The organism is Prevotella sp. tc2-28, assembly GCF_900107705.1.
Lineage (GTDB): Bacteria > Bacteroidota > Bacteroidia > Bacteroidales > Bacteroidaceae > Prevotella.
In genome coordinates this window covers 44,320-66,153 of sequence record NZ_FNRE01000014.1, presented here as the reverse complement: position 1 = coordinate 66,153, position 21,834 = coordinate 44,320, and the positions used below count along the sequence as shown (strand labels likewise).

33 protein-coding genes are annotated in these 21,834 nt (G+C 41.7%); 16 read left to right on the top strand and 17 right to left on the bottom strand.

All coding sequences use genetic code 11. The features are described 5' to 3' along the window. The first annotated feature begins 48 nt into the window (after positions 1–48). From BLU47_RS12190 to BLU47_RS12115, 15 genes are all read left to right on the top strand, one after another. The gene (locus tag BLU47_RS12190; protein ID WP_091963169.1) at positions 49–561 is read left to right on the top strand and encodes a hypothetical protein; all 513 of its coding nucleotides are present in this window, start codon (positions 49–51) and stop codon (positions 559–561) included. Positions 562–578: 17 nt separating this feature from the next. After that, complete coding sequence (locus BLU47_RS12185; protein ID WP_143025565.1) at positions 579–923, top strand: hypothetical protein; 345 nt, start codon at positions 579–581, stop codon at positions 921–923. 7 nt (positions 924–930) lie between these two features. Then, positions 931–1,131 carry a hypothetical protein gene (locus tag BLU47_RS12180; RefSeq protein WP_091963164.1) on the top strand — a complete coding sequence of 67 codons (201 nt, stop codon included), beginning with the start codon at positions 931–933 and terminating at the stop codon, positions 1,129–1,131. Positions 1,132–1,300: 169 nt separating this feature from the next. Then, positions 1,301–1,975: a hypothetical protein gene (locus BLU47_RS12175; protein ID WP_091963161.1), complete on the top strand. Its 675-nt coding sequence runs from the start codon at positions 1,301–1,303 to the stop codon at positions 1,973–1,975. A gap of 37 nt (positions 1,976–2,012) precedes the next feature. Continuing rightward, on the top strand, positions 2,013–2,585 hold the full coding sequence (locus tag BLU47_RS12170; RefSeq protein ID WP_091963158.1) for a hypothetical protein: 573 nt from the start codon (positions 2,013–2,015) through the stop codon (positions 2,583–2,585). Between the two features lie 17 nt (positions 2,586–2,602). Further along, positions 2,603–3,709: a major capsid protein gene (locus BLU47_RS12165; RefSeq protein WP_091963155.1), complete on the top strand. Its 1,107-nt coding sequence runs from the start codon at positions 2,603–2,605 to the stop codon at positions 3,707–3,709. 39 nt (positions 3,710–3,748) lie between these two features. Further along, on the top strand, positions 3,749–4,096 hold the full coding sequence (locus BLU47_RS12160; protein ID WP_091963151.1) for a hypothetical protein: 348 nt from the start codon (positions 3,749–3,751) through the stop codon (positions 4,094–4,096). A 3-nt stretch (positions 4,097–4,099) separates the two neighbouring features. Continuing rightward, positions 4,100–4,432, top strand: a complete 333-nt coding sequence (locus tag BLU47_RS12155; protein WP_091963148.1) for a hypothetical protein — start codon at positions 4,100–4,102, stop codon at positions 4,430–4,432. Positions 4,433–4,497: 65 nt separating this feature from the next. After that, on the top strand, positions 4,498–4,902 hold the full coding sequence (locus BLU47_RS12150) for a hypothetical protein (RefSeq protein WP_143025564.1): 405 nt from the start codon (positions 4,498–4,500) through the stop codon (positions 4,900–4,902). 2 nt (positions 4,903–4,904) lie between these two features. Then, positions 4,905–5,324, top strand: a complete 420-nt coding sequence (locus tag BLU47_RS12145; protein WP_091963141.1) for a hypothetical protein — start codon at positions 4,905–4,907, stop codon at positions 5,322–5,324. 6 nt (positions 5,325–5,330) lie between these two features. Next, positions 5,331–5,885, top strand: a complete 555-nt coding sequence (locus BLU47_RS12140) for a hypothetical protein (protein WP_091963138.1) — start codon at positions 5,331–5,333, stop codon at positions 5,883–5,885. Positions 5,886–5,965: 80 nt separating this feature from the next. Continuing rightward, positions 5,966–6,415, top strand: coding sequence for a hypothetical protein (locus tag BLU47_RS12135; RefSeq protein WP_091963135.1), 450 nt, complete (start codon positions 5,966–5,968; stop codon positions 6,413–6,415). A gap of 270 nt (positions 6,416–6,685) precedes the next feature. Then, positions 6,686–8,179: a phage portal protein gene (locus tag BLU47_RS12125; RefSeq protein WP_091963110.1), complete on the top strand. Its 1,494-nt coding sequence runs from the start codon at positions 6,686–6,688 to the stop codon at positions 8,177–8,179. 80 nt (positions 8,180–8,259) lie between these two features. After that, entirely contained in the window at positions 8,260–9,417 is a 1,158-nt protein-coding gene (locus BLU47_RS12120; protein WP_143025563.1) for a radical SAM protein, read from the top strand. Continuing rightward, the gene (locus BLU47_RS12115; RefSeq protein WP_091963104.1) at positions 9,418–12,078 is read left to right on the top strand and encodes an ADP-ribosyltransferase; all 2,661 of its coding nucleotides are present in this window, start codon (positions 9,418–9,420) and stop codon (positions 12,076–12,078) included. Here the strand turns inward: BLU47_RS12115 and BLU47_RS12110 are convergent. The 6 genes from BLU47_RS12110 to BLU47_RS12090 form a co-directional block, all read right to left on the bottom strand. Beyond that, on the bottom strand, positions 12,075–12,404 hold the full coding sequence (locus BLU47_RS12110) for a hypothetical protein (RefSeq protein ID WP_091963101.1): 330 nt from the start codon (positions 12,402–12,404) through the stop codon (positions 12,075–12,077). The genes BLU47_RS12115 and BLU47_RS12110 overlap by 4 nt on opposite strands. Beyond that, positions 12,401–13,159: an ADP-ribosylglycohydrolase family protein gene (locus BLU47_RS12105; RefSeq protein ID WP_091963099.1), complete on the bottom strand. Its 759-nt coding sequence runs from the start codon at positions 13,157–13,159 to the stop codon at positions 12,401–12,403. The genes BLU47_RS12110 and BLU47_RS12105 overlap by 4 nt, the downstream gene beginning before the upstream one ends. Before the next feature lie 208 nt (positions 13,160–13,367). Beyond that, the gene (locus tag BLU47_RS14865) at positions 13,368–13,505 is read right to left on the bottom strand and encodes a hypothetical protein (RefSeq protein ID WP_176780580.1); all 138 of its coding nucleotides are present in this window, start codon (positions 13,503–13,505) and stop codon (positions 13,368–13,370) included. Between the two features lie 5 nt (positions 13,506–13,510). Beyond that, the gene (locus tag BLU47_RS12100; RefSeq protein ID WP_255402187.1) at positions 13,511–13,858 is read right to left on the bottom strand and encodes a hypothetical protein; all 348 of its coding nucleotides are present in this window, start codon (positions 13,856–13,858) and stop codon (positions 13,511–13,513) included. 62 nt (positions 13,859–13,920) lie between these two features. Beyond that, positions 13,921–14,412, bottom strand: a complete 492-nt coding sequence (locus BLU47_RS12095; RefSeq protein ID WP_091963096.1) for a hypothetical protein — start codon at positions 14,410–14,412, stop codon at positions 13,921–13,923. Positions 14,413–14,425: 13 nt separating this feature from the next. Then, positions 14,426–14,749, bottom strand: coding sequence for a hypothetical protein (locus BLU47_RS12090; protein WP_091963093.1), 324 nt, complete (start codon positions 14,747–14,749; stop codon positions 14,426–14,428). A 273-nt stretch (positions 14,750–15,022) separates the two neighbouring features. On the opposite strand from BLU47_RS12090, the gene BLU47_RS12085 reads away from it, so the two are divergent. Next, positions 15,023–15,856, top strand: coding sequence for a restriction endonuclease (locus BLU47_RS12085; protein WP_176780579.1), 834 nt, complete (start codon positions 15,023–15,025; stop codon positions 15,854–15,856). Positions 15,857–15,918: 62 nt separating this feature from the next. On the opposite strand, the gene BLU47_RS14860 is transcribed toward BLU47_RS12085, so the two are convergent. The 11 genes from BLU47_RS14860 to BLU47_RS12020 all read right to left on the bottom strand — a co-directional run bounded on the left by BLU47_RS14860 (position 15,919) and on the right by BLU47_RS12020 (position 21,833). Further along, positions 15,919–16,092, bottom strand: coding sequence for a hypothetical protein (locus tag BLU47_RS14860; RefSeq protein WP_176780578.1), 174 nt, complete (start codon positions 16,090–16,092; stop codon positions 15,919–15,921). A gap of 15 nt (positions 16,093–16,107) precedes the next feature. Further along, positions 16,108–16,404 (bottom strand): hypothetical protein, encoded by a 297-nt coding sequence (locus BLU47_RS12080; RefSeq protein ID WP_091963088.1) that lies wholly within the window; start codon positions 16,402–16,404, stop codon positions 16,108–16,110. Next, the gene (locus tag BLU47_RS12075) at positions 16,397–16,591 is read right to left on the bottom strand and encodes a hypothetical protein (protein WP_091963085.1); all 195 of its coding nucleotides are present in this window, start codon (positions 16,589–16,591) and stop codon (positions 16,397–16,399) included. The genes BLU47_RS12080 and BLU47_RS12075 overlap by 8 nt, the downstream gene beginning before the upstream one ends. 100 nt (positions 16,592–16,691) lie before the next feature. Next, a complete protein-coding gene (locus BLU47_RS12070; protein ID WP_091963080.1) occupies positions 16,692–17,483 on the bottom strand; it encodes a hypothetical protein in 792 nt (263 codons plus the stop codon). A 2-nt stretch (positions 17,484–17,485) separates the two neighbouring features. Beyond that, positions 17,486–17,854: a hypothetical protein gene (locus tag BLU47_RS12065; RefSeq protein WP_091963075.1), complete on the bottom strand. Its 369-nt coding sequence runs from the start codon at positions 17,852–17,854 to the stop codon at positions 17,486–17,488. 3 nt (positions 17,855–17,857) lie between these two features. Then, the gene (locus BLU47_RS12060; protein WP_091963072.1) at positions 17,858–18,295 is read right to left on the bottom strand and encodes a hypothetical protein; all 438 of its coding nucleotides are present in this window, start codon (positions 18,293–18,295) and stop codon (positions 17,858–17,860) included. A gap of 123 nt (positions 18,296–18,418) precedes the next feature. Beyond that, complete coding sequence (locus BLU47_RS12055; protein ID WP_091963069.1) at positions 18,419–18,781, bottom strand: hypothetical protein; 363 nt, start codon at positions 18,779–18,781, stop codon at positions 18,419–18,421. Beyond that, complete coding sequence (locus tag BLU47_RS12050; RefSeq protein ID WP_218131546.1) at positions 18,778–19,179, bottom strand: VRR-NUC domain-containing protein; 402 nt, start codon at positions 19,177–19,179, stop codon at positions 18,778–18,780. The genes BLU47_RS12055 and BLU47_RS12050 overlap by 4 nt, the downstream gene beginning before the upstream one ends. Beyond that, positions 19,176–19,628: a hypothetical protein gene (locus tag BLU47_RS12045; RefSeq protein WP_091963065.1), complete on the bottom strand. Its 453-nt coding sequence runs from the start codon at positions 19,626–19,628 to the stop codon at positions 19,176–19,178. Before BLU47_RS12045 ends, BLU47_RS12050 begins: the two co-directional genes overlap by 4 nt. A gap of 816 nt (positions 19,629–20,444) precedes the next feature. Further along, positions 20,445–20,924, bottom strand: a complete 480-nt coding sequence (locus BLU47_RS12025) for a DUF4494 domain-containing protein (protein ID WP_091963052.1) — start codon at positions 20,922–20,924, stop codon at positions 20,445–20,447. Between the two features lie 9 nt (positions 20,925–20,933). Continuing rightward, complete coding sequence (locus tag BLU47_RS12020) at positions 20,934–21,833, bottom strand: hypothetical protein (protein ID WP_091963049.1); 900 nt, start codon at positions 21,831–21,833, stop codon at positions 20,934–20,936. Position 21,834 lies beyond the last annotated feature (1 nt).

Sequence of the window (21,834 nt, the reverse complement as noted above, 5' to 3'; positions counted from 1 at the left end):
TATAATAAAGTATAAACGCAGTATATTTGCATTTAAAAAGAAAAGAACATGGCAAAAGGTAGTGGAACAACAAAGTCAGTTGGAAGCGGTTCTGCGGCTTCGAGCAGGACCACCAATACAGCAAGCAACCCTGTATCTAACTTCAATTCCTTTAAAAACGGTGAGAAGGTGAATATCGGTGGAATTCAATTTACCCATTCGATAATACCAAAAGAAGGAAGTTATCCCGAGCATAGCTTCTTTGAAGGACGTCTGGTAACAGATACAGGTACATACAATGTATTTATGAACGGGCAATCAGATACTAAAGCCGAAATCTCTATACAGAAAGTTGGATTTGGCGATTTGTGGTCGCAGGTGCATGAAGTAACCATATCCACTTCTGGTATGTCTACTCTGAGAGACAAGGTTATGAATGCTATCAATGAATATAGCAAGAACCCTAAGCAGAGGTTGTCTAACCCTCAAAAGTTCTTCGGAGGTGGCAGTAGCAGTTCTTCCTCTTCTGTAAGCGCGAAACATATAACAGCCAACTCATCGTCTTTCTTTAAGAAGAAGTAACATAAATATCAACAACTATGGCAAAAGGTTCGGGTACAACGAAATATGTAGGCAGTTCGCAATCGAGTGCCGCTAATTCAGCAGGAGTATTACCATCTTCTCCTGTGGCAATGGCATTAAGAGGACAGACTTCTTACAATAAAGGAACATCTATGAGTAAAGCACAAATAGAATCAAACATTGGTGTTAGCGAAAATGTCTTCTTTAACTACACCGGGTACAAATTCGGTCACCCTGTAAGCACATACAAGGAAGGTTTGGAAATCTTAAATAAGCTCCCCGATTCTGCTGATATGTTCACAGGACATAAGGCAGGAGAAGCAAAGGCTTACTTGAAAAAGATTATAAAGATATTAAGTTAAAGTAATTATGGCAAAGACAATTAATTTAAACGACTACAAGAAGATGCAACTCGGTGACCGCCAGTTGTATGTTGACGAGAATAACGTAGTGGTAGCAGAGAAATATCTTGCCCGCTATTGGTTGTTCTACCCCGCAGCAACAAGTATTAAAGTTGTTGAAGAGGAAGATGGTACGGTAAGGATAATCATAGACGAGCCGTCCACATAAAGTAAGAAGAAAACAGGATAACAGTTTCATTGCGTCGCATAGAAATGTGGCGCTTTTTTATTATGTATAGCACTTGTTTACACACATAATATTATTAAATATGTAGGAAGAAGATAATATTTTACCTTTGCGTTGACAAAAATATTTATTCACTTAACACTAAGGTAATATGAACATCAAAGACAGAGCGCTTACAGCCATTAAGCAAAACTATGCAAAGTTCGGCTTGAAGGCAGAGGAACTCGACAAATTGGCAACACACATCGCTGGCGGTCTCAAAGATGAGTCAACCGACGAGGAATTGAACACCGCCGTAGAAGGAGCGAAGTTCTATGCCGAGATGATGCAATCAGTCGGTAACCGCAAGGCGACCGAAGTTCAGAACAAGTACAAGGATTATATCCCTAAGCCCGCAGAGCCTCCTGTACCACCTACTCCTCCAGCAACACCGGAAGGTCAGTTGACTATTGAGCAAGTACAGAAGTTGATAGAACAGTCAAAAGCTGACAATCAGAAAGCTATTGACGACGCTGTAAAGGCTGCTACCGCACCATTCTTGGCGCAGCAAGAGAAAGCACGCCTTAACGGCTTACTGATGGGGCACGAAAAGTTAAAGAACATACCTAAGTCGTTCAGTGGTAAGTATAGCCTTGACAAAGAGGAAGACCTTGACGCTGTGGCTACACAGATTGAATCAGACTTTACTAGTTTCAAACAGGAGATGGTTTCGTCTGGTCAGTTTGTGGAAGCCCCATCACCATCATCACCCCAAGCGGAAGCAGATGATTTTGTCACGGCAATGCAAGGATTCTCAGAGCGTAATGCTCCAAAGACCCAAGCATAGAAAAGATTGTATTGTTTAACATTAAAAGATTATTCCTATGGCATCAAAGAATGGTATGTTTATGCACAAAGGTAAGCCCGCAAGCATTAAGGAAGGTCTGTGGTGGGAAGAGCATTGTATCCGCCGTCAAGGTGGCTATGATCTCGACATCTCTAACCTGCCCGCAAGTTTCCGTTGGCTTCCGAAAGGCGCAGTTCTCGCTTTCAATACCGAGAACGGTATGGCTATGGTAGTAAAGACCGCAAAGGTCTATGAAGCCGCAGAAGCAGGCGCTACTACCTTGAAAATTGAAGCAAATGACCTTATCGCTGTTGGCGATGTTATCGGTGGAGCAACAATCTCTGCTATCAGCACCGAAGATGGCGTATCTACTCTTACTGTATCGACACTTGAAGCAGCAGTAGAGCAAGGCGCTGTTATCGCTGACGCTAACGCTAAAGGCATTATCCTCGGTCTGGCTTATGAAACCACCGACCTTCAGGATAACGATTATCCACAGGTAACGCCCACTCTCCAGGCTTTTGAGATTGAGGAAAATACTCTTCCTTATCCAGTTAACGACGACATCAAGGCTGGTCTGGGCGCACTTCATCAGTTCAAAATTAAGTAAGGAAAGGAGGATAGACTATGAATTCAATTCTTAAGCAGATTCAGGAGCCTAAGGCTTTTGACGCATTCGTACAAGAGTACATGAAAACCTCCACTTACAAGGCTTTGTGGAAGGATGAAATCAATCAGATTGATTATGAGGCAGCCAAGCAGTATAAGGCAACATTGGCAGAGTATCAGGCTGCACTGGCAGGTTCGGTAATCTCCAAGAACGGAGAGAAACCCGTACACCAGATGCCCGACTTTGGTGAGTTGCTCGGCTCTATCGGTCACTATGGCGACCAATGGGAACTGGATAACGACTATATCGAGCAGTTGAACTACCTCGAAGGTCGTTTCCGTAACCGTAGGCCTAACTACACCGAGGAGCAGAATCGCGCCGAGTATGACAAACTTATTACCTTTGCTTTCCGTCCTTTTGAAAAGGCTGTCATCGCTCCTCAGAAGCGTCTTGATATGCTCTATTTTGAGGGCTTGTTCAACGGCACACAGACTGTAAGCCGTCAGAACAACGTAAAGGCTAACGTAAGCTATAAGTTTGACCTTGACGTTAAGAAGTTCCAGTGCGTGAAAGGTAGTAAAGCGTGGGGCGATGCTGATGCTACTCCTATTGCTGACATCCGTCAGGTTGTAAAGTATGCAAAGTCTAAAGGTCGCACCATCCAGCGTGTTCGTATGTCGGAAGATACATTCTATAATATGTGTCAGTCTGACGAGATTAAGAGCACATTCCGTCTGAACCTCGGACAGGTAACTGTTCAGCAGGCTGTTCCTATGCTCTCTGTAGAGCAGGTGAATATCTATCTGCGCTCAGTTCTTCTGCCGACTATCAGCATTGAGCCGGACCGCTTCGTCGCTCTCGCAGACGGAACGAGCATCAACATGACAGTTGACAACCGCGTGGTATTCCAGTGCGCTCCGACTGTGGCTGTGATGAAGATTTCAGACCCGCTGGAGTTGGTTGATCCGCTGCCTGGCAAGACTTACTCTACTTATGATGATAACCTTGTAGGTTACTGGCGTGATAACACAGGTCGTCATACCGACTATGATATGTGGGCTCAGCCCGTATTCAACGGTATCAACGACTACTTTATCCTCAAAACCGACGAGGTTGCAAAGTAGGATGTTGTCAAAGTAAGTTAGTGTAAAGATAAGAGAAGTATGACAAACCGAGAAGCAATAGCAGCAACAATCCTACCGTATTCGCTTGACGAGAACGGATTGGAGAAAATATTCCTTGATAGTGCCGACCACTTTGGTGTTAAGGCAGGTGTTGATGATGAATATGTTGCGGCATCAATGAAGCAGACAGTGGCACTTGCTGCCATGTACTGCCTTGCGAGGATGAAAGTGCTGCAAAGAGAACAGATTGACGTAATTAGCAATACTTACGACACTCAGAAACTCAATCAAGCCATCGCCTCTATTGCTGCTTCTGCTGGTTTGTCACCTTCGCTTGTCGATGCGGAGGACGATAACTACAATCTTACAGAAGTTAAATGTTGGTAGTATATGACGTTTGAAGATACTCTGAAAGTGCTGAAAGTAAGCGGTGGCGGTTATGATGAAGATTATAACCCTATCGAACCTACGGAGGAATGGATAGATTTTGCCAAGTGCTTTATCTCCTTTAACTCCTCGGCACAAAAAATTCATCTTCACGATGGACAAGAGTACATCTATAATTACTACGTTATCTTGCCGTTAAAGGCTTCGATATACGGCAATATTCCCAAAGAAGGGGATAGAGTTAGGATAGTTAAAGCCGACGGTACTATTGACAAAGAAATGGAAGTGAGAGGGTTTGTTACTTATAAAAAACGCTACCTCAAAATATGGCTATAAAGGCAGAATTTAAGGTTGAGGGTGTACGGGCATTGCAACAGAAACTCTTAGAGCGTAAAGAAGCAATGAAGAGAGTCCTTAACATGAAACTCCTACAATTAGCCGAGGAAGCGGTTTCTCACGCAAAACACAACAAGGGTTACAAGGATAGAACGGCAAATCTGAAAAACTCTATCTCTTTCGCTCTTTTCTATGATGGCGAGTTGGTAACACAACAAGTAGGCGACATTCCGCAACCTGATAATGCGCCAGAGGAGCATAAAGGTGTGGCTAACAACTTAGAGCAGTTCTGCTCAGAAGAAGGTGTTGTAAGACCGAGCGGATATTCCCTTATCATAGTAGCAGGTATGGAGTATGGTGTACACGTTGAACAGAAAGGCTACAATGTATTGCACCTAACGAAGTACTTCCTAAGAGATGAAATGAGGAAAGTATTAGAGGAAACCATAGAAGAGATAAAAGGTAGTTAGATATGAGCGTGATGTTAGGCGATATGGCAGTTACGGAGGTTGTAAGATACCTTAATGAAGCGTTGGTTGTTATTGATTTGAGCAATACTACGGCGCCGACTGCATATAAGTATGAGAAGCCCGAAAAGTTCAGCGGAGAATACATTGCGGTCAATCATCTGCCTTTTGTTCACAAAGACGCAGTAGGCGAGGGGGTAGTAAATATAAATATTCACGTCCCCAAACTAAAGAACAATGACATTCCTACCAAGAGGCTTGCCGTAATAACGAAAGCCGTAGTAGATGTATTCTACCCAGAGGCATTGTATCTCTCAAAAGCCTATTATGAATTTCTCTCTGATAGCCGCCCAACCCTTGACAATGATGGCACTTACTATGTAAATATTCAGTTAAACGTGACTTTTAATAACTTAAATAGATAGACGATTATGGCAAAGACAGCAGTATTTGGCGTTTCAGGTGTAACGCTTGCAAATCCTGGAGTAAATGGTGCTTTCCCGACTTCGTGGGATGGTGCGGATGCTTTCTCTTTCAAGGCCATTGTTAAAGACAGTTTGAGTTTCAATGACTCTGCTGCCGGCGACAACGACATTGAAGTAGAGGATAGCGACGACATCTATGCTTCTCTACAGAATGGTGTAGATACCCGTGGTTTCACTATGGATACCTATGACCTTTCAGAGGAGGCATATATTGCTCTTCTCCAGTACACAAAGCCTACCGAAGGCAATACAGACGGATGGGTATATGCGCCTGTTAATTCAAGCGAACTCATCAAAGCCGTCCAGATTATCACAAAGAAGCTTGACGACTTCCCTGCAAAGACTTTCCAGTGGGCAAAGATGAAGATTAACGTCACCCGTGCTGGTACTATCGGCAAATCTGGCTTCCCTAACTTCCATTTGGAGTTCCGTGAGCAGATGAACGCAGACCAAGACGGCAAGCCTATCAGTGGTCATCGCTGGAAGGTGAACGCAAACTAATTAATCAACAGTTAGTACATACACAAATCGAGGGTGGAGAACACATTACAAATCTCCACCCTTATTAATATTAAAGAACTATGACAGCAGAAGAAAAGAGCAAAGTTGCATCAGCACTAACGGAGAAATCTACTTGGATGTCTGTTGGTCTATTGCCTATACGTTTAAAACCTATCACTCTCGGGCAAATCTTTGAAATGGGGGAGTTTGTTAATGACATAAACTCCGAAGGCTTGTCTGTGAATGCTAGAATAAACACTATTGCTGAGATGTTGCTTAAATATAAAAATGCTCCCCTTATGCAAGAAATCTTTATCGTTTGTGCCTTCCGAAACAGATGGATGCGAAAGATATTTAGAAGATACATCCTTAAACGCCTTACCGTAGGACATTTTCAGAAAGTCATAGAGCATATAACAAAAGCATATACGGCAAATTTTTTCTTAACCTCTATCATTTTCCTACACCAGACAAAGCCGATGACAGAGCCGAAGCAAACGACTCCCCTTGGGCAACAGTCGGAGGAGTAATGAAATATTTCCGTATGAGTTACGAAGAGGTCGTATTTAATCGCTCATACCTTAACATCATTCTTCTCAATCGCTCTATCCCGTCCTATAACTTCGACAAAGAAGATGATGACAAGGGAGATGAAAGAAGAAAAGGTGTAAGAAAGAAATCGTTTAAACATGAGTCTCAGTTATTCGAGAGCCTTATGTAACACTTGTTTATTGCTACTAACGTAAAACCTTATAAAACATCACTAAAACACCTAATTTTGCATAAAAAGCGTGTAATTTATGAGAAATATTACAGAAATAGTTAATATTAACGAACCTGATAAGGTCATTCGACTGCTTACAGCAAGAAAGAAGCCTTTCAAGACATCCCTTGAAGAAATAGAGGCGCAGTACGACCCCAAACAACACAAAATCTTTGACGAGAACTATCGTCCAAAGAAAGCAATACAGGTTCCTACAAACAAAAAAGACCCGCAGACTGGTAAGACAATTTATAAAACTAAGAAAGTTGAGCGGGTTCGCATTGCTATTCCTGTACAGAAATCTATCGTAGAGCGAGCTGTGGGTTTTCTCTTCGGCATACCTGCTGATTATAAGATAACACAGAACGGTGTAGAGTTGAAGAAAACGACAGACAAACAACAAACGCTATTTGGCGCAGTTAAGAAAGTCTATCATCATAACAAGATGCGATATTTCGACAAGAAACTTGCTCGTATAGTATTCCGTCAGAGGGAAGCCGCCGAATTATGGTATATGGAAACCAACCCTGATGGAACTATCAATAGAAAAGGCAAGATGCGTGTCAAGCTGCTTGCTCCTGTTCTTGGCGACAGACTCTATCCGCATTTCAATGACTATGACAACATGGACGGATTCGCCCGTCGGTACAAAGTCTATGACGAAGAGGGTGTGTCTAAAGAGCATTTTGACGTATATACGGACCGTTTTGTCTATCAGTTCATTAATGACAGCAACGGATGGAAGCTACAGGAAGGTTCTCCAAAGATGCACGGCTTTACAAAGATTCCTATTGTCTACTACCGTAGAGAGCAGGCAAAGTGGGAAGATGTGCAATCCGAGATTGAGCGTGCCGAGGATTTGACCTCCAACTGGGGAGATACAAATGATTACTTCGGAGTACCAAAGTACTTTGTCAAAGGTAAGCTAAACGGCTTCGCAGAGAAAGGAGAGCAGGGCGCTGTCTTCCAAGGCGAGAAAGATACCGATATGAAGATGTTGTCATGGGATAACTCCCCCGTCAGCGTTACAGGTGAACTTGCTAACCTTTTCTCTATGATATATTCTTATACTCATTCGGCAGACATCAGTTTTGAGCGAATGAAAGAGGTTGGTAACAATACAAGTGGTGCGGCAATCCGACTGATGTTTACCGACCCTCACATGGACGCCCAGACAGAAACCGAACTCTTTGGAGAGATGTTTACCCGTCGGAGCAACATTGTTGCCAATGGTATATGCAATACAGGAATCATCGAAAGTGGTATTCCTATGAGTGTAGCTGATGAAACGGATTTTGAGCCTGTATTTACGCCCTATATGCCAAAGAATGAGGTAGAGGAGTTGGAGCTTATTAGTAAGTCCGTAGGCGGCAAGCAAACGACCTCTCGTCGCAGAGCTATCGCTCTTAATCCTATCAATGATGATCCGGCACTCATTGAAGAGGAGATTAAAGAAGAGGAAGCCGAAGCACTCAAACAGGCACAAGAAGCTATGGGAATAGGAGGAACAAGTAACGGAGTAGAAGAATAACCATATAAAAATCTGTAGTTTGGAAAGCGTGCCTGATACCCATATCTTTCGGGTACGCTTTCTCTTTAAAAAAAAGAGCTATGGCAGACGAAAGAGAAAGAAAGATAGAGAGGAAGTTTTGGGCACCGAGTGTTACAAGTCAGTTCTGTGTCTGTCCGATACCGTTCCATTTCGATACTTATAGGGGCTGCACTTATGGTTGCTTGTTCTGCTTTGCAAGGGATTTCATTGAGTTTACTCGCAGAAATCAGAGCGAAGAACACCGAAAACAATCATATTTGGAGGGCAATGACCCGAAAGGGCTTGTGCGCTGGGTAGAAAAGACGCTTGCCAGTCCTTATGACTACACCAAAGCAGCCGAAGTGGCTTTCAAAGAGCGCATTCCTGTAAAGATTGGTGCTACGGCAGACCCTTTTCCTGTGGTAGAGAAATGGGAGCATATCACCTATGATTGCTTAAAGGTGTTTGATAAGATTGACTATCCAGTGCAGATTTCCACCAAGAACCCCGAAGTATTTCTTTCTTATGCCGAGGAGTTTAAGAATTCAAACATCGCCCTTAATGTCAGTTGCTCATTCTGTGACGATAATATAGCACGACAGATTGAATGTGGCGCAATATCACCCTCTCGCAGGTTTGCTGCTATTAAGAAACTATCGGAGATGGGCTTCCGTATTACAGTCCGTATTCAGCCTTTTATCTTGCCTTACTCGGAAAAGGTAGCAGACCGCTTCATTGGTATGCTTAAAGAATGTGGTGCATGGGGCTTTGAAACGGAAGGCTTGAAGATAAGAGTTATCGCATCAGGCAAGGAGAAGCAAATCTACAAGAAGATTGGCGACGCTCTTGGCTATGATGTCCTCGGCTACTTTAAGAAGAATGGAACGATAGAGAGTGGCGATAGGGTATATAACGAGGAAAGTAAACGTAGTATGCTTTCCACCTATACCTATCTCGGAAAGAAGCACGGAGTAAAGTTCTTCAATGCCGACAACCTTATCAGCAGCCGTTATGGTTGCGGTGCCGAATGCTGCGGAACGGAGTTTCTTCGTAATCATAAGATATGGGGTGGCTCCATGCGTGCTATGGCTTTCAAGGATAGCGGTGCGGTTAATTCAGAGGAGTTTGGCAAATGTCTTGTCAATTTTACAAGAGCAAGCAATAAGAATACTCGCACTATTGCAAGCGTTAGTAAGGAGTATATTCTGAATACATTGAAAAAGAAAAAGAAGAGGTAAATGACAAACGAGCAGAAACGGAAACAACTAACGGCAATGTTTGGTGCTTACTCCAAGCGCCTTGAAACCCTCTATGACAAGTTCATAGACCGCCTTACCGTTATTGCTCATAAGTCAGGTGTTGGTGTAGAGGACTTCTTAGAGAAGAATGTGCTCTATCGCTTCGGCAACTATCCCGAATTACGTGAGGAACTCAACGAAATCTTCTCTGATTACGTTCAAAAGGATATGTTAGCCTATCGTGCCGGCATAACAGATGGCGTAGCATTGGCGTATTCGCACGATAATGCGGTTCTCTCGGGTTTTTCTATCCTCTCCAATAAAGCAATAAGCCAAGCAAGAAATACCGCCGCAGAAACGTTTATTCGCAATCGCCTAAAAACCTCCGAAGGATTAAACCTCTCTCAACTTGTTTGGAACTATTGCTCTCAGACGAAAGCGGAGTTTGAGATGGCAGTGTCGAATGTCCTTGCTGACGGATTAAAGAAAGGCACAAGTGCGGCATCACTCGGTTTGCAAGTCCGTCAGTATCTTAATAACCCCGATATGATGTATCGCCGCTATCATCGTACCGTAGTCGATGCACAAGGCAATAAGAAAGATGTTGTAAAGTGGCGCAGACGTATTGTGGACGAGAACGGAAAAGTACGTTTCGTAGAAGAGCCATTGGAAAAAGTCGGTATGGGTCATTATCGCTCGTCAAAGCGGAACGCTGACAGACTGATGCGGACAGAGATAAACGGAGCCTACCACCGTGCCAATGCGGAACGATGGCAGATGGAGCCGTTTGTCATCGGCATTGTTATAGACTTGTCGCCACAACACCCTGCACCAGACGAGTGCGACGAACTGGCTGGACGCTACCCGAAAGACTTTATCTTCACGGGTTGGCACCCACAATGCCTTTGTATGTCTAATCCCATCACAATACAAGGAGAGGAGAAGAAGGAATTTTATCGCCGTTTGGCTGCTGGCGAGGATATGAGCGGATATGTTTCTCCGAATGCTGTCAAAGATTTACCTGACCGTGCAAAGCAGTGGATTGATGCTAACAGGGATAAGTTTATATCCGCTGGTGAACGTGGAAAACTTGGTTGGATTTGGCGTGATAATATGAAGTATGTGGGCAAGCAATTTTCGCCCGAGGAACTTCTTAAAATGGGTTATCAGCCAAGTATCGCAAGGGTTAAGAGAGTTAAGACAGAAGCCGAAAAGGCAGACATTCAGCGCCGTTGGGATGAACGAAAAGCAAAGAATGCCCTTATCATTAAGACAGGTAAGAATGTTTGGCAGGTTGCCGACAAACTCGAATACACCGAAACAATCGGCATGAAGTCAATGCTTCGTAATGCTATTATCAAAGGCGATACTATTGCTACAAGGGAATATAGTAGAGCTCTTGCAAAGGAGATAGCAAGAATAAACAAAGAGGCGGCATTGATAGAAAAGACAGTTCCTGACGCAAGGGAATGGTTAAAACAATTCTCTCTCTCCGATATTAAGGAAGTAGAAAAAGTTGTTAGTAATAATGTTGCAAAATGGAGCGGCAACTATGCGACGAACAGCTATCTTAAATCAAAATATGCTTCGTTAGAGGAATACTTGCTCTCTAAACTTAATTCAGAAGCATTGTATGTCGTTGATAGCACTTATCTCAAACCTCACAACCTTTATCCTACATCAAAAGTTGCCGAGAGCGCATATCTGAAACTCATAAAGGAAACACAATCTATCATTGATTGGCAGAAGATAGAAAGCGCACTGACAGAACTTAAAGCCTTTGATACTAAGAGCGTACCGTTTAACAATATACTGAGCGATATAGAATCTGCTGTATCAAGTAAGTCAGACCTTAATGCTGCACAGGAACTTCTAAGTAAAGCCGAAGCCAAGAAGAAACAGATAGAATATGATAGAGGTTATGCTAAGAAAGGGAAAGGTATTAGCGAGATATTCAGCGAAGAGAGAAAGAAAGCCGCCGTATGGGACACTGGCAACGGACAACTTGCTGACGATACCCTCTTCCCAACCGCTTCAAAAGCATGGCAAGCAGCAACAAAAATGGAGCGAGAGAAGATATATGAATATACACACCATTATTGCGACAAGAATGAGCCGTTGCAAGGTCGCCGCTATGTAGGCAGCCAATCAAGGACAAACTTTGAAACAAAGGTCAATCTCATAACCCGATACATTGAAAGAAACCCTCTGCCAAAAGATATGTGGTTCATGCGTGGCGATAGAGATATATCTGTTATCCGTTCACGAATAGAGTTTGCCGGCGGCAAGTGGCCCAATAAGATAGAAGACCTTGTTGGTATGACAATGCAAGAGGGCGGTTTTATGAGTACTGGTTCACGTCGTAGTTCAGGATTCAGTAGTAATGAAGTCGTAATTAATATCTTTGCACCTAAAGGGACGAAAGCTGCCTATGTAGAGCCTTTTAGTCAGTTTGGAGAAGGAGCCCAAAGCGTTAAGTGGGACGGAGTAACAAGATATAAAAGGTTTAGTAGAGAAGATGAAACGCTCTTCCAGAGAGGAACAAAAATGAGAATAACGAAAGTCTATAACGACGGATATAAGACCTATATAGATGTTGAAATCGTGGGTCAAGAGATTAAAGACCTCTCTTATGTATTAGACAGCAATATCGGTTACTAACCCGGTATTGCCGTCTTTGAGATATGGTCGCTTACTATATCAAGATATACCTCCATAAGGTCATAGAAATCCTCTAAATGCTTTTCCATATCAGCGGTATACTTTGCCCATCCTGTGAACATTACCATTAGTAAGTTATGAGGGATGCCTGTGTATCTCCGTCCGTCGAGTTTATGATAGGTCTCCGTTTCTCCAACAAACTTACCTTCGGTCTCTACATACACCCTTTCCATATCCCAGAACCATTGCATCCTCTCTTCTGTAAAAGGACACACCTCTTCTCCGCTGTAATAGCGGCATTGCTTGATTAAATCTTCTCTTTTCATATTACAAACCTTTTATAAAACTCTTCAATTATCATCTTCATTTCAAAGGGCAAGAATGCCTCTGCTTGCGACCACAGATATTCTGGTACGCCATAGAGGGCTTCTGCCATACCGCCAACGATAGCACCGAGCGTATCGCTATCTCCTCCCCATTGCATTGTGAGTTGCATTGCATCTTCAAAAGAAGAACTATCGTCTATTATTCTTAGAGCAACGGGAACTGTACCTTGACAGGTTTCGTCGAACCTCCCTCTTTCATAAGACTGGAATGGGTCGTAATACATCTGCTCTGTAATTATTGCTTGTGTCTTATCCTTAGATGCTTCAAGGCGCATTATGGCGTGAACAGTGGCGATAGCACCTTTGATGCCTTCGGGGTGGTTATGTGATACGTTAGCGGTAGCGATAGCCTGAGAAATAGTCTCTCCTACCGTATTGAAAGCCCATGCAACAGGACTAACTCTCATTGCCGCACCATTGCCAAAGCTGTTGTAAGGCTGAGGATTGGGATTGTTGACCCACTGGGCAAAAGACGCTCCATATCCGCCTTTCGGGAAAGAATATTTTCTACACCACTTCTGTAAATGCCTTGCGTAATCCAAATCATTTTCCAAGATAGCTTCCATTATAGCTACCGTACATATTGTATCATCTGTAAAGTCACATTCTTCTGTAAAGAAGTCGAACTCTTTTTCTCTGAGGTTGTTAAACTCAAATCTTGAACCGATAATATCACCGATAATTGCACCTCTCATTGTTGTACCCTTTCTTTATCTTTAGTTTTGAACTCCAAAATTAATAAAAATATATCAGAAGTCCAAATAATCTTTAAAAAACTTGCGAATCTCGCAATATATTCTTATTTTTGCAACTCATTGTTGTATCTCTTGCTTTGTGAAAAGCGTAAGAGGTATGTTAAACTTCGGGCGATATGCGGTTTTTGCATACCGCCCTTCTGTTTGTCTATTCTTTGCTTCCGTAGATAATAGTAACGATGTCGGTGATCTTCTCCAAACACTCGCTTATCTTCTCCAAGTTGCGCTCTATTCCGTCTAACCGGCGAGGAACGCTATCGAAAAATCTCTGTTCTGATGTTGTCATAAGGCTTACATATCACTAATGTTAATCCTTTGTACTGTAGTGTATTCCAGAATGCCCTCATAGCCGCGAGTCTTTAACTCCTTCATGAGTTCTCTGGCCGTGAATTGCGCCAGTGGGTTGCTTTTAGCCGACTTTTTAGAAGAGTGCAACCGCCGACGGGTACACTCCTTGCATTCTTTCATATGTCCGTCAGCAGACCTTGGGTGTTTGTTGAAAGCCGACAACGGCAACTCACGTCCGCATCCGGGGCATACCTTTTTCTGTTCTTCACTTGTTCCGCTTGCCGAAACTACTTCGTTCTCCATTGGCATTCTCTTGATACTGCCGTTTTTAAAAATAAATCCGTTGTTCATTGTTGTAATATTTATGTTAAACCATATTTAATCGAGTTCTCTTGGCAAGTTACATGGCGGGCTTATAACTTGCCCACCATGTAGTCAATCTCGCTCTCAGACAAAGGCATTCCAGCCTCCCTCTTAACGAGTATGATAAACTTGATACCGCACTCCTCTTCGATGATGTCGTATAGGGTTTCGTCCTCAACACCCGAAAGGATTATCTTCTTTGCAAAATCGGTAAGATGCTCACCATTTCTTTTGTTGGCTTCGTTAAGCATTTCTTCACGGATGCGGTCTTTCTCTGCTAACTGGCCTTTGAGGCGGTTAATCTCTTCGTTGTAGGACTTTCCGTTTGCTTGCATCTGATTGATGTCGGAAAGGTGCATCCTGTACTCATTGCAAAAAGCCTCCGCAAGTTCCTTGAATAGTGGGTTTTTCTTCTCCGACACCCATCGCTTGCAAAACTCGTCCTTATCCATCTTTACAGCGTTGTAAAGGCACTCCACGTCGGCATATTCCTCGCCTGTGAGGGTGATATGCGTTCTTTCAAAAAACTCTGATTGTAACATATTCTTTTCTCCTTTATTTTTCGATATAAGCGTTAAAACCAAGACCTGCGAGTATGCCGACGATGATGCCTGTATCTTCTGGGCACTTGGTACCAATATGGTATTCAACTTCTGTGTTCTTAGTGATACCGGCATACTCCTTGTAATCGTAGATAGTAAATACTACTGAGCCGTATTTCTTATACCATTCATAAGTCGTCTTGTCGCCATCTCCTGACATTGGAGAACCGAGCACCATTGAAAGTGCGTTTGCGGTAGTTTTAACATAACCTCTGTAACTAGAAGTACCTATAACTTCCTTAAAACTTGCATCGTTAAAATTAATCTTTTTCTTCATTGTTGTATCTCCTATCTTTAGTGAATTAATTATTTCTACACTCCAAAATTAATAATAAAGTATCATAAATAATAATATTGGTGTAATAAATTAATAATAATTTGGATAAAACTAATAAAATTAAGATTCATTAAGTAAAAAATCTATTATTTTTATATTTTGGCTTTTACTAATGAATACCTTTGCTTTAATCAGAAAATTTAATCATCTATGGGCGAAAACAAAGAACTATCAAGGTCGGCTTCCGTTGTCGCAAGGACTATGTATGAAGCAATGAAGCTGATAAAGCAAAACGAGGGTACAATGTCTTTTGCGGCAATCAAGGAGAAGATACCAACTATCTTAACATTCAATGATTGGGAGAGTGCTAACACGTCAGAAAAGACACCGCAGCCACGTTGGTTTGTAAACTCCGTTTTCTATTCTGTAGAGTATGTTAAGGCAGGTCTGATAAGAAAAGACGCAGGTGTATGGTATCTTACCGAAGAAGGAGAAAAAGCACTCGCCTTGACACCGCAGCAAGTGTTTGAAATCGCACATACGGCTTATCGTCAATATCAGAAAGAGAATGATAAGCACGAAACGATAGACGAAGATGTAGAAGAGGTTTCGGAACTGACAGACGAAATAATAGTAGCGGAAGCCGAAAGTACGGCACAAGAAGGTATCAGCAAGAGAATAAAAGCGATGAACCCTTATGAGTTCCAGGACTTATGTGCAACACTTTTGCGTGGTATGGGTTACTATACACCTTTCATTGCGCCTAAAGGCAAAGACGGAGGAATAGACATTGTAGCTTATGAGAATGCTGCTGGGGTAGGGCAGCGCATCATCGCACAAGTGAAACATATGCCAACTACCGCAATAGATGTTACCGTAGTTCGTAACCTTGCGGCATTACTAAAAAAAGACGGCGATACGGGCATTGTTTTCTCTTCAGGTACATTTACCAACGAGGCTATCCGTTTTGCCCGAGAACACAAAAGCAACATACGTCTCATAGGTTCTACGGAGTTAGTAAAGTTATGGATTGATAATTACGAACTACTTTCCGAAGAAGATAGACTGCTTCTCCCTCTAAAAGCAGTTTACTATGTGTTAAAATAATAGTGGCACACTATCCATCGCGGACTGTGTGCCACTTCCCATCATAGGGATACAACATACCATTAAAAACCAAGTTTCTTGTCTATCCACCTATAAGCGTCGCGTAGTTTGTTTTGTAAATCTTCGCGTTCGCCTGGTGTCATCTTTGCGCCTTCAATCGCTGCTGCGCTGTCGCATTCCATGGCGAGGCTCGCTAACTGGTTGCGAACTTTTAGAATCCATTTTTCTTTCTTCATAATCTCATTATTGTTTTAAATGTTAAACTTATATTCTTCGTAATCTCTCATTGCTTGTGTAAAATCTTCGTTGTCACGGATAACCTCTATAAAAGCCTCTTTGGTGGGGTATGTCTGCGTTCCGTTAACCTCTATCCAACCACTTTCTTCTTTTATCCAGGTTTTAGTAGAGTAGAAATCACTTTCCATACTACCATTCATAACGGTAGTATGTTGAAGAACTATCTTTATAGAGCCGTCATTGCTTACAACCTCAAAACCATTAGGGTGTTCCGTAAACTTAGGAACTCTATGTTCTTCTATGTTAATCATTTGCTGACCTTGCATTGCTTATTATATTTTCTAGTTGTTTATACTCTTCTATCTCCTTATCATAACTCCCTCCTGCGCAACCATGAGCAAGTGCTTGATGCCGTTCATACTGGAGGTCACTTATCATATACCGCACGGCTTTTTCAAATAACGTTAACTGGTATTTGCTAAACTCTATCTTTTTCATTTCTTAGTAAAAGTATGGGTTTAAGAATCTAAGCCTTTCGGCATACTCTTCGTTAGTTTCGTCAGGCAGCTGCGTGGGCTGCTCGTCAACTCTTTCTTCTTTATTCATCTTCTTCTATTTTTATGTTACCTACTTTATCCATAAAGCATTCTATATGAGAGATAGTACTACTGATGCTATTCATTGCTTTCTTTATAATCTTTTCAACGCTCGTAGTCAACTCACCATTATTCTCTTTTAATGTTTCTTCATAACGAGAAAGACGCTCGTCAACTGTAAGTAATTTCATAGACGCTTTCTCTAACTGCCTCATTGCGCCCGCCATCCATTTCTTGTCGTCATCTGTTTCTATAGTGTGAACTTTGCAAGATTGTAAGAAAACGGAATCTGCTTTCTCTGGGTCTACTACCGCACTCGCAAGTAGCTTTATCTTATTATTCGCCTCTTCTAACTTTTCTTCAAGGTCTGCTGTTACCGCTTCGACAACAGCGTTACGGCTATTCTTGGTTTCGTCTATCTGAGCATATAGTAGTTTTACTTCGTTTTGTAACGCTTCCTTTTCTTCTTTCAACCTCTTTACAGAAGAAGTAAGTGTTCTAAACATTGTTTTCAAACGCTCGTCAGACATTGCCTCTACTTGCTTCTCGTCTAACTTATGAATAAGTTCGATAATCCTATCTCTGTCCTCTTTCAGTTTCTCATTCTTCTTCTTAATAGAAGGCTCCAACTCTTGAAACCTGTTAAACATTCTCTTATAGTCCTTGACTATGAAATGTATAGTAGACCACAAGCAACCGCTTTCATCGTTTTCTCTATTGCTTTTCTTGCAATTCTCATACAGTGCGCAACCTTCGCACGACTGTATTTTCTTCCCGTTAATTTCTATACTCATAATTAATCGTCGTCTTTTTCTAATTCAATATCTGGGTTTTCTGATTTCCAAACGCGAACACCTTTGCGAAGTCGGCGGCGGTTATATTTCAGCAGGTCGTCGAGTTCATCTTCGCCCGATAGCCAATACTCTCCGTATACCGATTCTACGGTTATGTTCTCCCACCAACCATCGTCTGTGTATGAAACACCATTAGGCAGTTCTTTTACCTCTATTGGGTTCATCGGTGAGGTGCCGATAATAGTACTATCTATATCGGGCACTTCGTTGTCGCCAGTCATCTTAACGTAGTCGGCAAGTTCCTTGTTGTACTTTTCAATCTTGCGACGGATGCGGGCGAAGTCCTTTTTAAAGAGTTCTTTCTTATTCATTGCTTACTTCTTTAACTTAATCTCATAATAACGACAAACTGCTTTCTTAGCAGGATTCCAAGTGTCAACGCATACACCATTGACAACGGCGGTGCAATGCCCTGATACAGAAACAAAGTAGTTCCCTTTAGGGTGCGTCTTACAGAACTCCTCAACAGTTATTCGCTTCTTTCCTGCTTCGGGCTTTATTCCGTGATAGATTGCACCCATACTCTTTAGAACGGCATCCCATACTTTGTCGTCTTCAGCAACGTTGTAGGTGCGCCTTGCCTCTGCTGATAGAATATCAAAAGCTTCTATCCAAGTTATGTCTAATGCTACCGCAAAAGCACGAATAACGCAATCGCCTCTGTCCCATGCTTTCTTCTCATTGCCCAATGGATTGGGATTGTAGTAAATGTAGAAAGGTGTAGTCTTTCTGTACTCTGTAACTCTACTCATTGTTGTATCTCCTATGTTAAGTTAAACTTCACTCCAAATTTATAAATTAGTATTCGTATCTCCAACATAATAGGTAAAACTTTAAGACATTTTAAGATGACTTTAAAACTTTTAAGTGGCTGATTACCAGCTTCTTAAAGTGTCGCCATTAACAATCAGTGTATCTTCTTTTTCAAACATTTGGGTGAGTTTGCTTAATTCATAAGAGAGAGAATCAGCGCGATATTGTGCTTCAACTCTTAGCTTCCGTTCTTTAATAAAAGACGTTGCATAGCTAAAGCTTACTCCAAAGAGGATTACCGATATAATACAACCAGCGATAGTTTCTCTCCGAAAGAATGCGTTTATAACGCGATATAAATAGCATAAAAGGCTTATTAAACCTAAGAGTAGGCATTTTACTACTAACCCATAGAAACCTTCTGAGAATTGCTTTAAACGGTATTGTGAAGCCTTATACCATGTTCTAAATTCTATGTAAATCATATACCAAATCTATCTTTAATAAAACGTTCTATTGCTAACTGAAATTCTTGTAAGCTATGGCATACGGAATACTGATGACCTAACCGCTCTACGTTCTTCTGGAACACCTTTTGGCTCTCCTGTTGCTTATTGTTCTTTGTTTTCATCTCCACGAACAAAACAGCACCCTCTATAACAACAACGAGATCCGCTACACCAGCAAGGGCACCTTCACGCTTTAATTGAACAGCCTCTCTACTATTTCTTGTGCCGCCGTTAGGAACAGAAAAGATAATATAGTTAGGATAGGCATAGCGAAAGTATTTCACGCAGGCTTCTTGTATATCGCCTTCAAGGTGTCTGTGCCGTTGTGGCTTCTTTTCTTTCGCCAGCATTGCTTTTAACTCGTCATACTTCATTCTTCTCTAATTACTTTGGCGTTTGAAAATTCGGGATATTCTCTCTTTGCAACTTCAAGACAAGCATCAATATACTCACCTCTTGCAAACTTGTCAGCAATATTATTAAAAGCATTAGAAATGGTTTCTTTATTCAAATCTATTGCAATCTTTTTACTATCGTAGATAAGGTCGCACATTGTATCCCATTCTTTGAAGATATTTTCTATGTTAAACTCAACAAAGATTTTCCTTAGTTCAAGCCCTTTCATCTCCTTGCTATTCGCCGAAAGGAACTTGTTGGTGCAATCATTCATTATCTCCTCAAAGTGGTAGATAGAAGATTCTAATAGTATCCTCGTAACTTCAATATGACTAAACAACTCCGCATCTTCGACACCTCCTTCTTTAAGAACTTTCTGAATAGCATTTCTTAACGTTTTTACGTCATCTTCGCAGATGTCTATCACCGAATCCTAATAGGTTTCGGAGAAGTCTTTACGGTAAACGGCGTTTCTAAGTTCATCAATCTTTCTATTCCGTAGCCGCAAAGCTTCGTTTGCCCGAAGTTTTACCTTTTGCTTGTAATACTTGCTTTGCCGAAGATAGTTGTGTGAGGTGAGCAACTCATTCAGTGCAGCATAGATAAGTAGAGATAGCCCGAAATCTACTAGTTTTGAAGTATATTCCAAAGCCTCTTTCTGTGTAAGATTGCAATATGTAACCTTTTTCATATCCCTATCTCCATTCCTTGTTACCAAGTTCTATGGTTTCGTAATATACCTCATACCTGTCGTTCCCCCATCTTCCTTTATTGGTACTCATCGCGTTATATAGGGATTGCAAGGATATTCCAAGCGCTTCTTCTCCATTACGTCGGATTAGTTCGGTGATGGAAGAGTAAGAGTATATCTCCTTTGTTTCTTTATCTTTAAGTCTAACAAGTCTTTTCATCTTTCGTTGTATTTAATTTCGTCTTTAATATACTTTATGACGCTATCCAACAAGAAGACAGCAACTTCTTTCTTTACTATTCTAATATCGCCAGCAAGAGTATTAAATGTAACCCCTGTTAGTAGCGAGTCGTCTTTCCGTAAGGTCTTCATCTGCTCTTGGAAAGATTTTAGTTGGCATAACCTTTCTTCTTGCATAATTCTCTAAGTTTTCGTTTTCTTTCGGCTTCTCTTACAGAAACGATACACCGCTCTCTATGGTTTGCGTAATAGATGCGTTGATATTCTTTGCGCTCTTCACAGGAAGCGATGTAACGCTCATGGTCTTTTTGCTTACGCCTCAGTCTGCTCTCCTCCGTCATCGGGCTTTACTTTATATTCAAAGACATCTACGACGGGTGTTTCCTGTATAGACATCACAACGTAGTCAAGCATAGTACCGCTCATAACGAAATCAATGTTTGACAATGCACTGCCGATAGAGCCCGCCTGTACGAGGTAGTAGTTGTGTGAACGTTTCTCTTTGCCGCTTTTCTCGTCGAAAGAAATGAAATCAATCTTTGCTTTATACCATTTGTCGGCATTATCGTCGCCGGAGAAGAATATCTCACGAAAAGGCGCAAAGGCACAAGTCTTAACTTCATACTCGCCGCTAATATATGCGGACATCTCTTCTGTGATGCGCTCTTCTGCTTCCGTAAAAGAGAGGGCATCAATTACATACTGTTCTGTGACTTTCTTCTGTGTTCCGTCCTCTAGGGTCTTTTCGTAACGAATACCGCAGACGAACCATGTTGCTGTTTTACTTCTCATAGCTTTCTTTTATTTTGATTTAGTGATTTTATAGAACAAGTTGTTAGATGTCTTGCTCATGTTCTTAGAGATATGCAAAGTTGTTTGCTCTTCTTTGATATTAAAGAACTCGCAGATATTTGAAACAAGCTGTTTGCTACTAAAAACAACATTGCAACTGTTTATGCGCCACTTTATAGCATCTTTTTCGTTGTCGTCGAAGAGCATGTAGATGGTGTTCTCCTTTGAATATATATGGATGTATTCGTGACGTGCATCTTTAATCTCTTCTGAAAGCTTCTTGTTAAAGCAGAAGCGGTTCCCCGACTTAGTATTGATAGTAACCTCGTCCTCTTTGAGCCTCTCAGAGCTTTTCTTTGTTATGGAGAAAAGTTTAAAACCGCTTAGAGCCATCTGCTCTTCTGTTACACTATGTTGTAGAGGAACATCGGGCTGTTTTACGGGCTCTTCGGTTTTTCTATTGCTACTCCATGCGTCAAGTTTCACGGGTTCGCTTTGCTTCTTCGTTTCTTTTGACTGAGTTTGCAAGGCTCTCTCTATTCCTGTTACTTCTGTGCTGTAAGTATGCAGATAGGTATTCACTTTATTAAGTGGTCTCGCTGCTTCTCTTGAAACACTTTCCTTGTTATGGTAGCAGTATGCGTAGAACTGGCTGGCGGTAGCACTTTCAAGTGTCTTCTCCCACTTGACGGCTTTTTCAAACCAGTAATTTACACCGAAGTTACTATTACCCTCCGGGAATACAAAAGCACCAAGAATAGCATCTTTCGCATCAACTTCTCTTAAAAACATCTCTACATCGTCAGGAGCATCTTTGGGGTGTGATTGATTATACATCCCGGCATACAAGGTGTTGCACCCTTCGGTTTTAAGAAACCTCTTAAATAAGGCAATATTTTCGTCTTTCATA

Excerpts from the sequence above, each read along its gene's own strand:
- BLU47_RS12190 (WP_091963169.1), top strand. The coding sequence starts at position 49 with ATGGCAAAAGGTAGTGGAACAACAAAGTCAGTTGGAAGCGGTTCTGCG.
- BLU47_RS12185 (WP_143025565.1), top strand. The coding sequence starts at position 579 with ATGGCAAAAGGTTCGGGTACAACGAAATATGTAGGCAGTTCGCAATCG.
- BLU47_RS12180 (WP_091963164.1), top strand. The coding sequence starts at position 931 with ATGGCAAAGACAATTAATTTAAACGACTACAAGAAGATGCAACTCGGT.
- BLU47_RS12175 (WP_091963161.1), top strand. The coding sequence starts at position 1,301 with ATGAACATCAAAGACAGAGCGCTTACAGCCATTAAGCAAAACTATGCA.
- BLU47_RS12170 (WP_091963158.1), top strand. The coding sequence starts at position 2,013 with ATGGCATCAAAGAATGGTATGTTTATGCACAAAGGTAAGCCCGCAAGC.
- BLU47_RS12165 (WP_091963155.1), top strand. The coding sequence starts at position 2,603 with ATGAATTCAATTCTTAAGCAGATTCAGGAGCCTAAGGCTTTTGACGCA.
- BLU47_RS12160 (WP_091963151.1), top strand. The coding sequence starts at position 3,749 with ATGACAAACCGAGAAGCAATAGCAGCAACAATCCTACCGTATTCGCTT.
- BLU47_RS12155 (WP_091963148.1), top strand. The coding sequence starts at position 4,100 with ATGACGTTTGAAGATACTCTGAAAGTGCTGAAAGTAAGCGGTGGCGGT.
- BLU47_RS12150 (WP_143025564.1), top strand. The coding sequence starts at position 4,498 with ATGAAGAGAGTCCTTAACATGAAACTCCTACAATTAGCCGAGGAAGCG.
- BLU47_RS12145 (WP_091963141.1), top strand. The coding sequence starts at position 4,905 with ATGAGCGTGATGTTAGGCGATATGGCAGTTACGGAGGTTGTAAGATAC.
- BLU47_RS12140 (WP_091963138.1), top strand. The coding sequence starts at position 5,331 with ATGGCAAAGACAGCAGTATTTGGCGTTTCAGGTGTAACGCTTGCAAAT.
- BLU47_RS12135 (WP_091963135.1), top strand. The coding sequence starts at position 5,966 with ATGACAGCAGAAGAAAAGAGCAAAGTTGCATCAGCACTAACGGAGAAA.
- BLU47_RS12125 (WP_091963110.1), top strand. The coding sequence starts at position 6,686 with ATGAGAAATATTACAGAAATAGTTAATATTAACGAACCTGATAAGGTC.
- BLU47_RS12120 (WP_143025563.1), top strand. The coding sequence starts at position 8,260 with ATGGCAGACGAAAGAGAAAGAAAGATAGAGAGGAAGTTTTGGGCACCG.
- BLU47_RS12115 (WP_091963104.1), top strand. The coding sequence starts at position 9,418 with ATGACAAACGAGCAGAAACGGAAACAACTAACGGCAATGTTTGGTGCT.
- BLU47_RS12110 (WP_091963101.1), bottom strand. The coding sequence starts at position 12,404 with ATGAAAAGAGAAGATTTAATCAAGCAATGCCGCTATTACAGCGGAGAA.
- BLU47_RS12105 (WP_091963099.1), bottom strand. The coding sequence starts at position 13,159 with ATGAGAGGTGCAATTATCGGTGATATTATCGGTTCAAGATTTGAGTTT.
- BLU47_RS14865 (WP_176780580.1), bottom strand. The coding sequence starts at position 13,505 with ATGACAACATCAGAACAGAGATTTTTCGATAGCGTTCCTCGCCGGTTA.
- BLU47_RS12100 (WP_255402187.1), bottom strand. The coding sequence starts at position 13,858 with ATGAACAACGGATTTATTTTTAAAAACGGCAGTATCAAGAGAATGCCA.
- BLU47_RS12095 (WP_091963096.1), bottom strand. The coding sequence starts at position 14,412 with ATGTTACAATCAGAGTTTTTTGAAAGAACGCATATCACCCTCACAGGC.
- BLU47_RS12090 (WP_091963093.1), bottom strand. The coding sequence starts at position 14,749 with ATGAAGAAAAAGATTAATTTTAACGATGCAAGTTTTAAGGAAGTTATA.
- BLU47_RS12085 (WP_176780579.1), top strand. The coding sequence starts at position 15,023 with ATGAAGCTGATAAAGCAAAACGAGGGTACAATGTCTTTTGCGGCAATC.
- BLU47_RS14860 (WP_176780578.1), bottom strand. The coding sequence starts at position 16,092 with ATGAAGAAAGAAAAATGGATTCTAAAAGTTCGCAACCAGTTAGCGAGC.
- BLU47_RS12080 (WP_091963088.1), bottom strand. The coding sequence starts at position 16,404 with ATGATTAACATAGAAGAACATAGAGTTCCTAAGTTTACGGAACACCCT.
- BLU47_RS12075 (WP_091963085.1), bottom strand. The coding sequence starts at position 16,591 with ATGAAAAAGATAGAGTTTAGCAAATACCAGTTAACGTTATTTGAAAAA.
- BLU47_RS12070 (WP_091963080.1), bottom strand. The coding sequence starts at position 17,483 with ATGAGTATAGAAATTAACGGGAAGAAAATACAGTCGTGCGAAGGTTGC.
- BLU47_RS12065 (WP_091963075.1), bottom strand. The coding sequence starts at position 17,854 with ATGAATAAGAAAGAACTCTTTAAAAAGGACTTCGCCCGCATCCGTCGC.
- BLU47_RS12060 (WP_091963072.1), bottom strand. The coding sequence starts at position 18,295 with ATGAGTAGAGTTACAGAGTACAGAAAGACTACACCTTTCTACATTTAC.
- BLU47_RS12055 (WP_091963069.1), bottom strand. The coding sequence starts at position 18,781 with ATGATTTACATAGAATTTAGAACATGGTATAAGGCTTCACAATACCGT.
- BLU47_RS12050 (WP_218131546.1), bottom strand. The coding sequence starts at position 19,179 with ATGAAGTATGACGAGTTAAAAGCAATGCTGGCGAAAGAAAAGAAGCCA.
- BLU47_RS12025 (WP_091963052.1), bottom strand. The coding sequence starts at position 20,924 with ATGAGAAGTAAAACAGCAACATGGTTCGTCTGCGGTATTCGTTACGAA.
- BLU47_RS12020 (WP_091963049.1), bottom strand. The coding sequence starts at position 21,833 with ATGAAAGACGAAAATATTGCCTTATTTAAGAGGTTTCTTAAAACCGAA.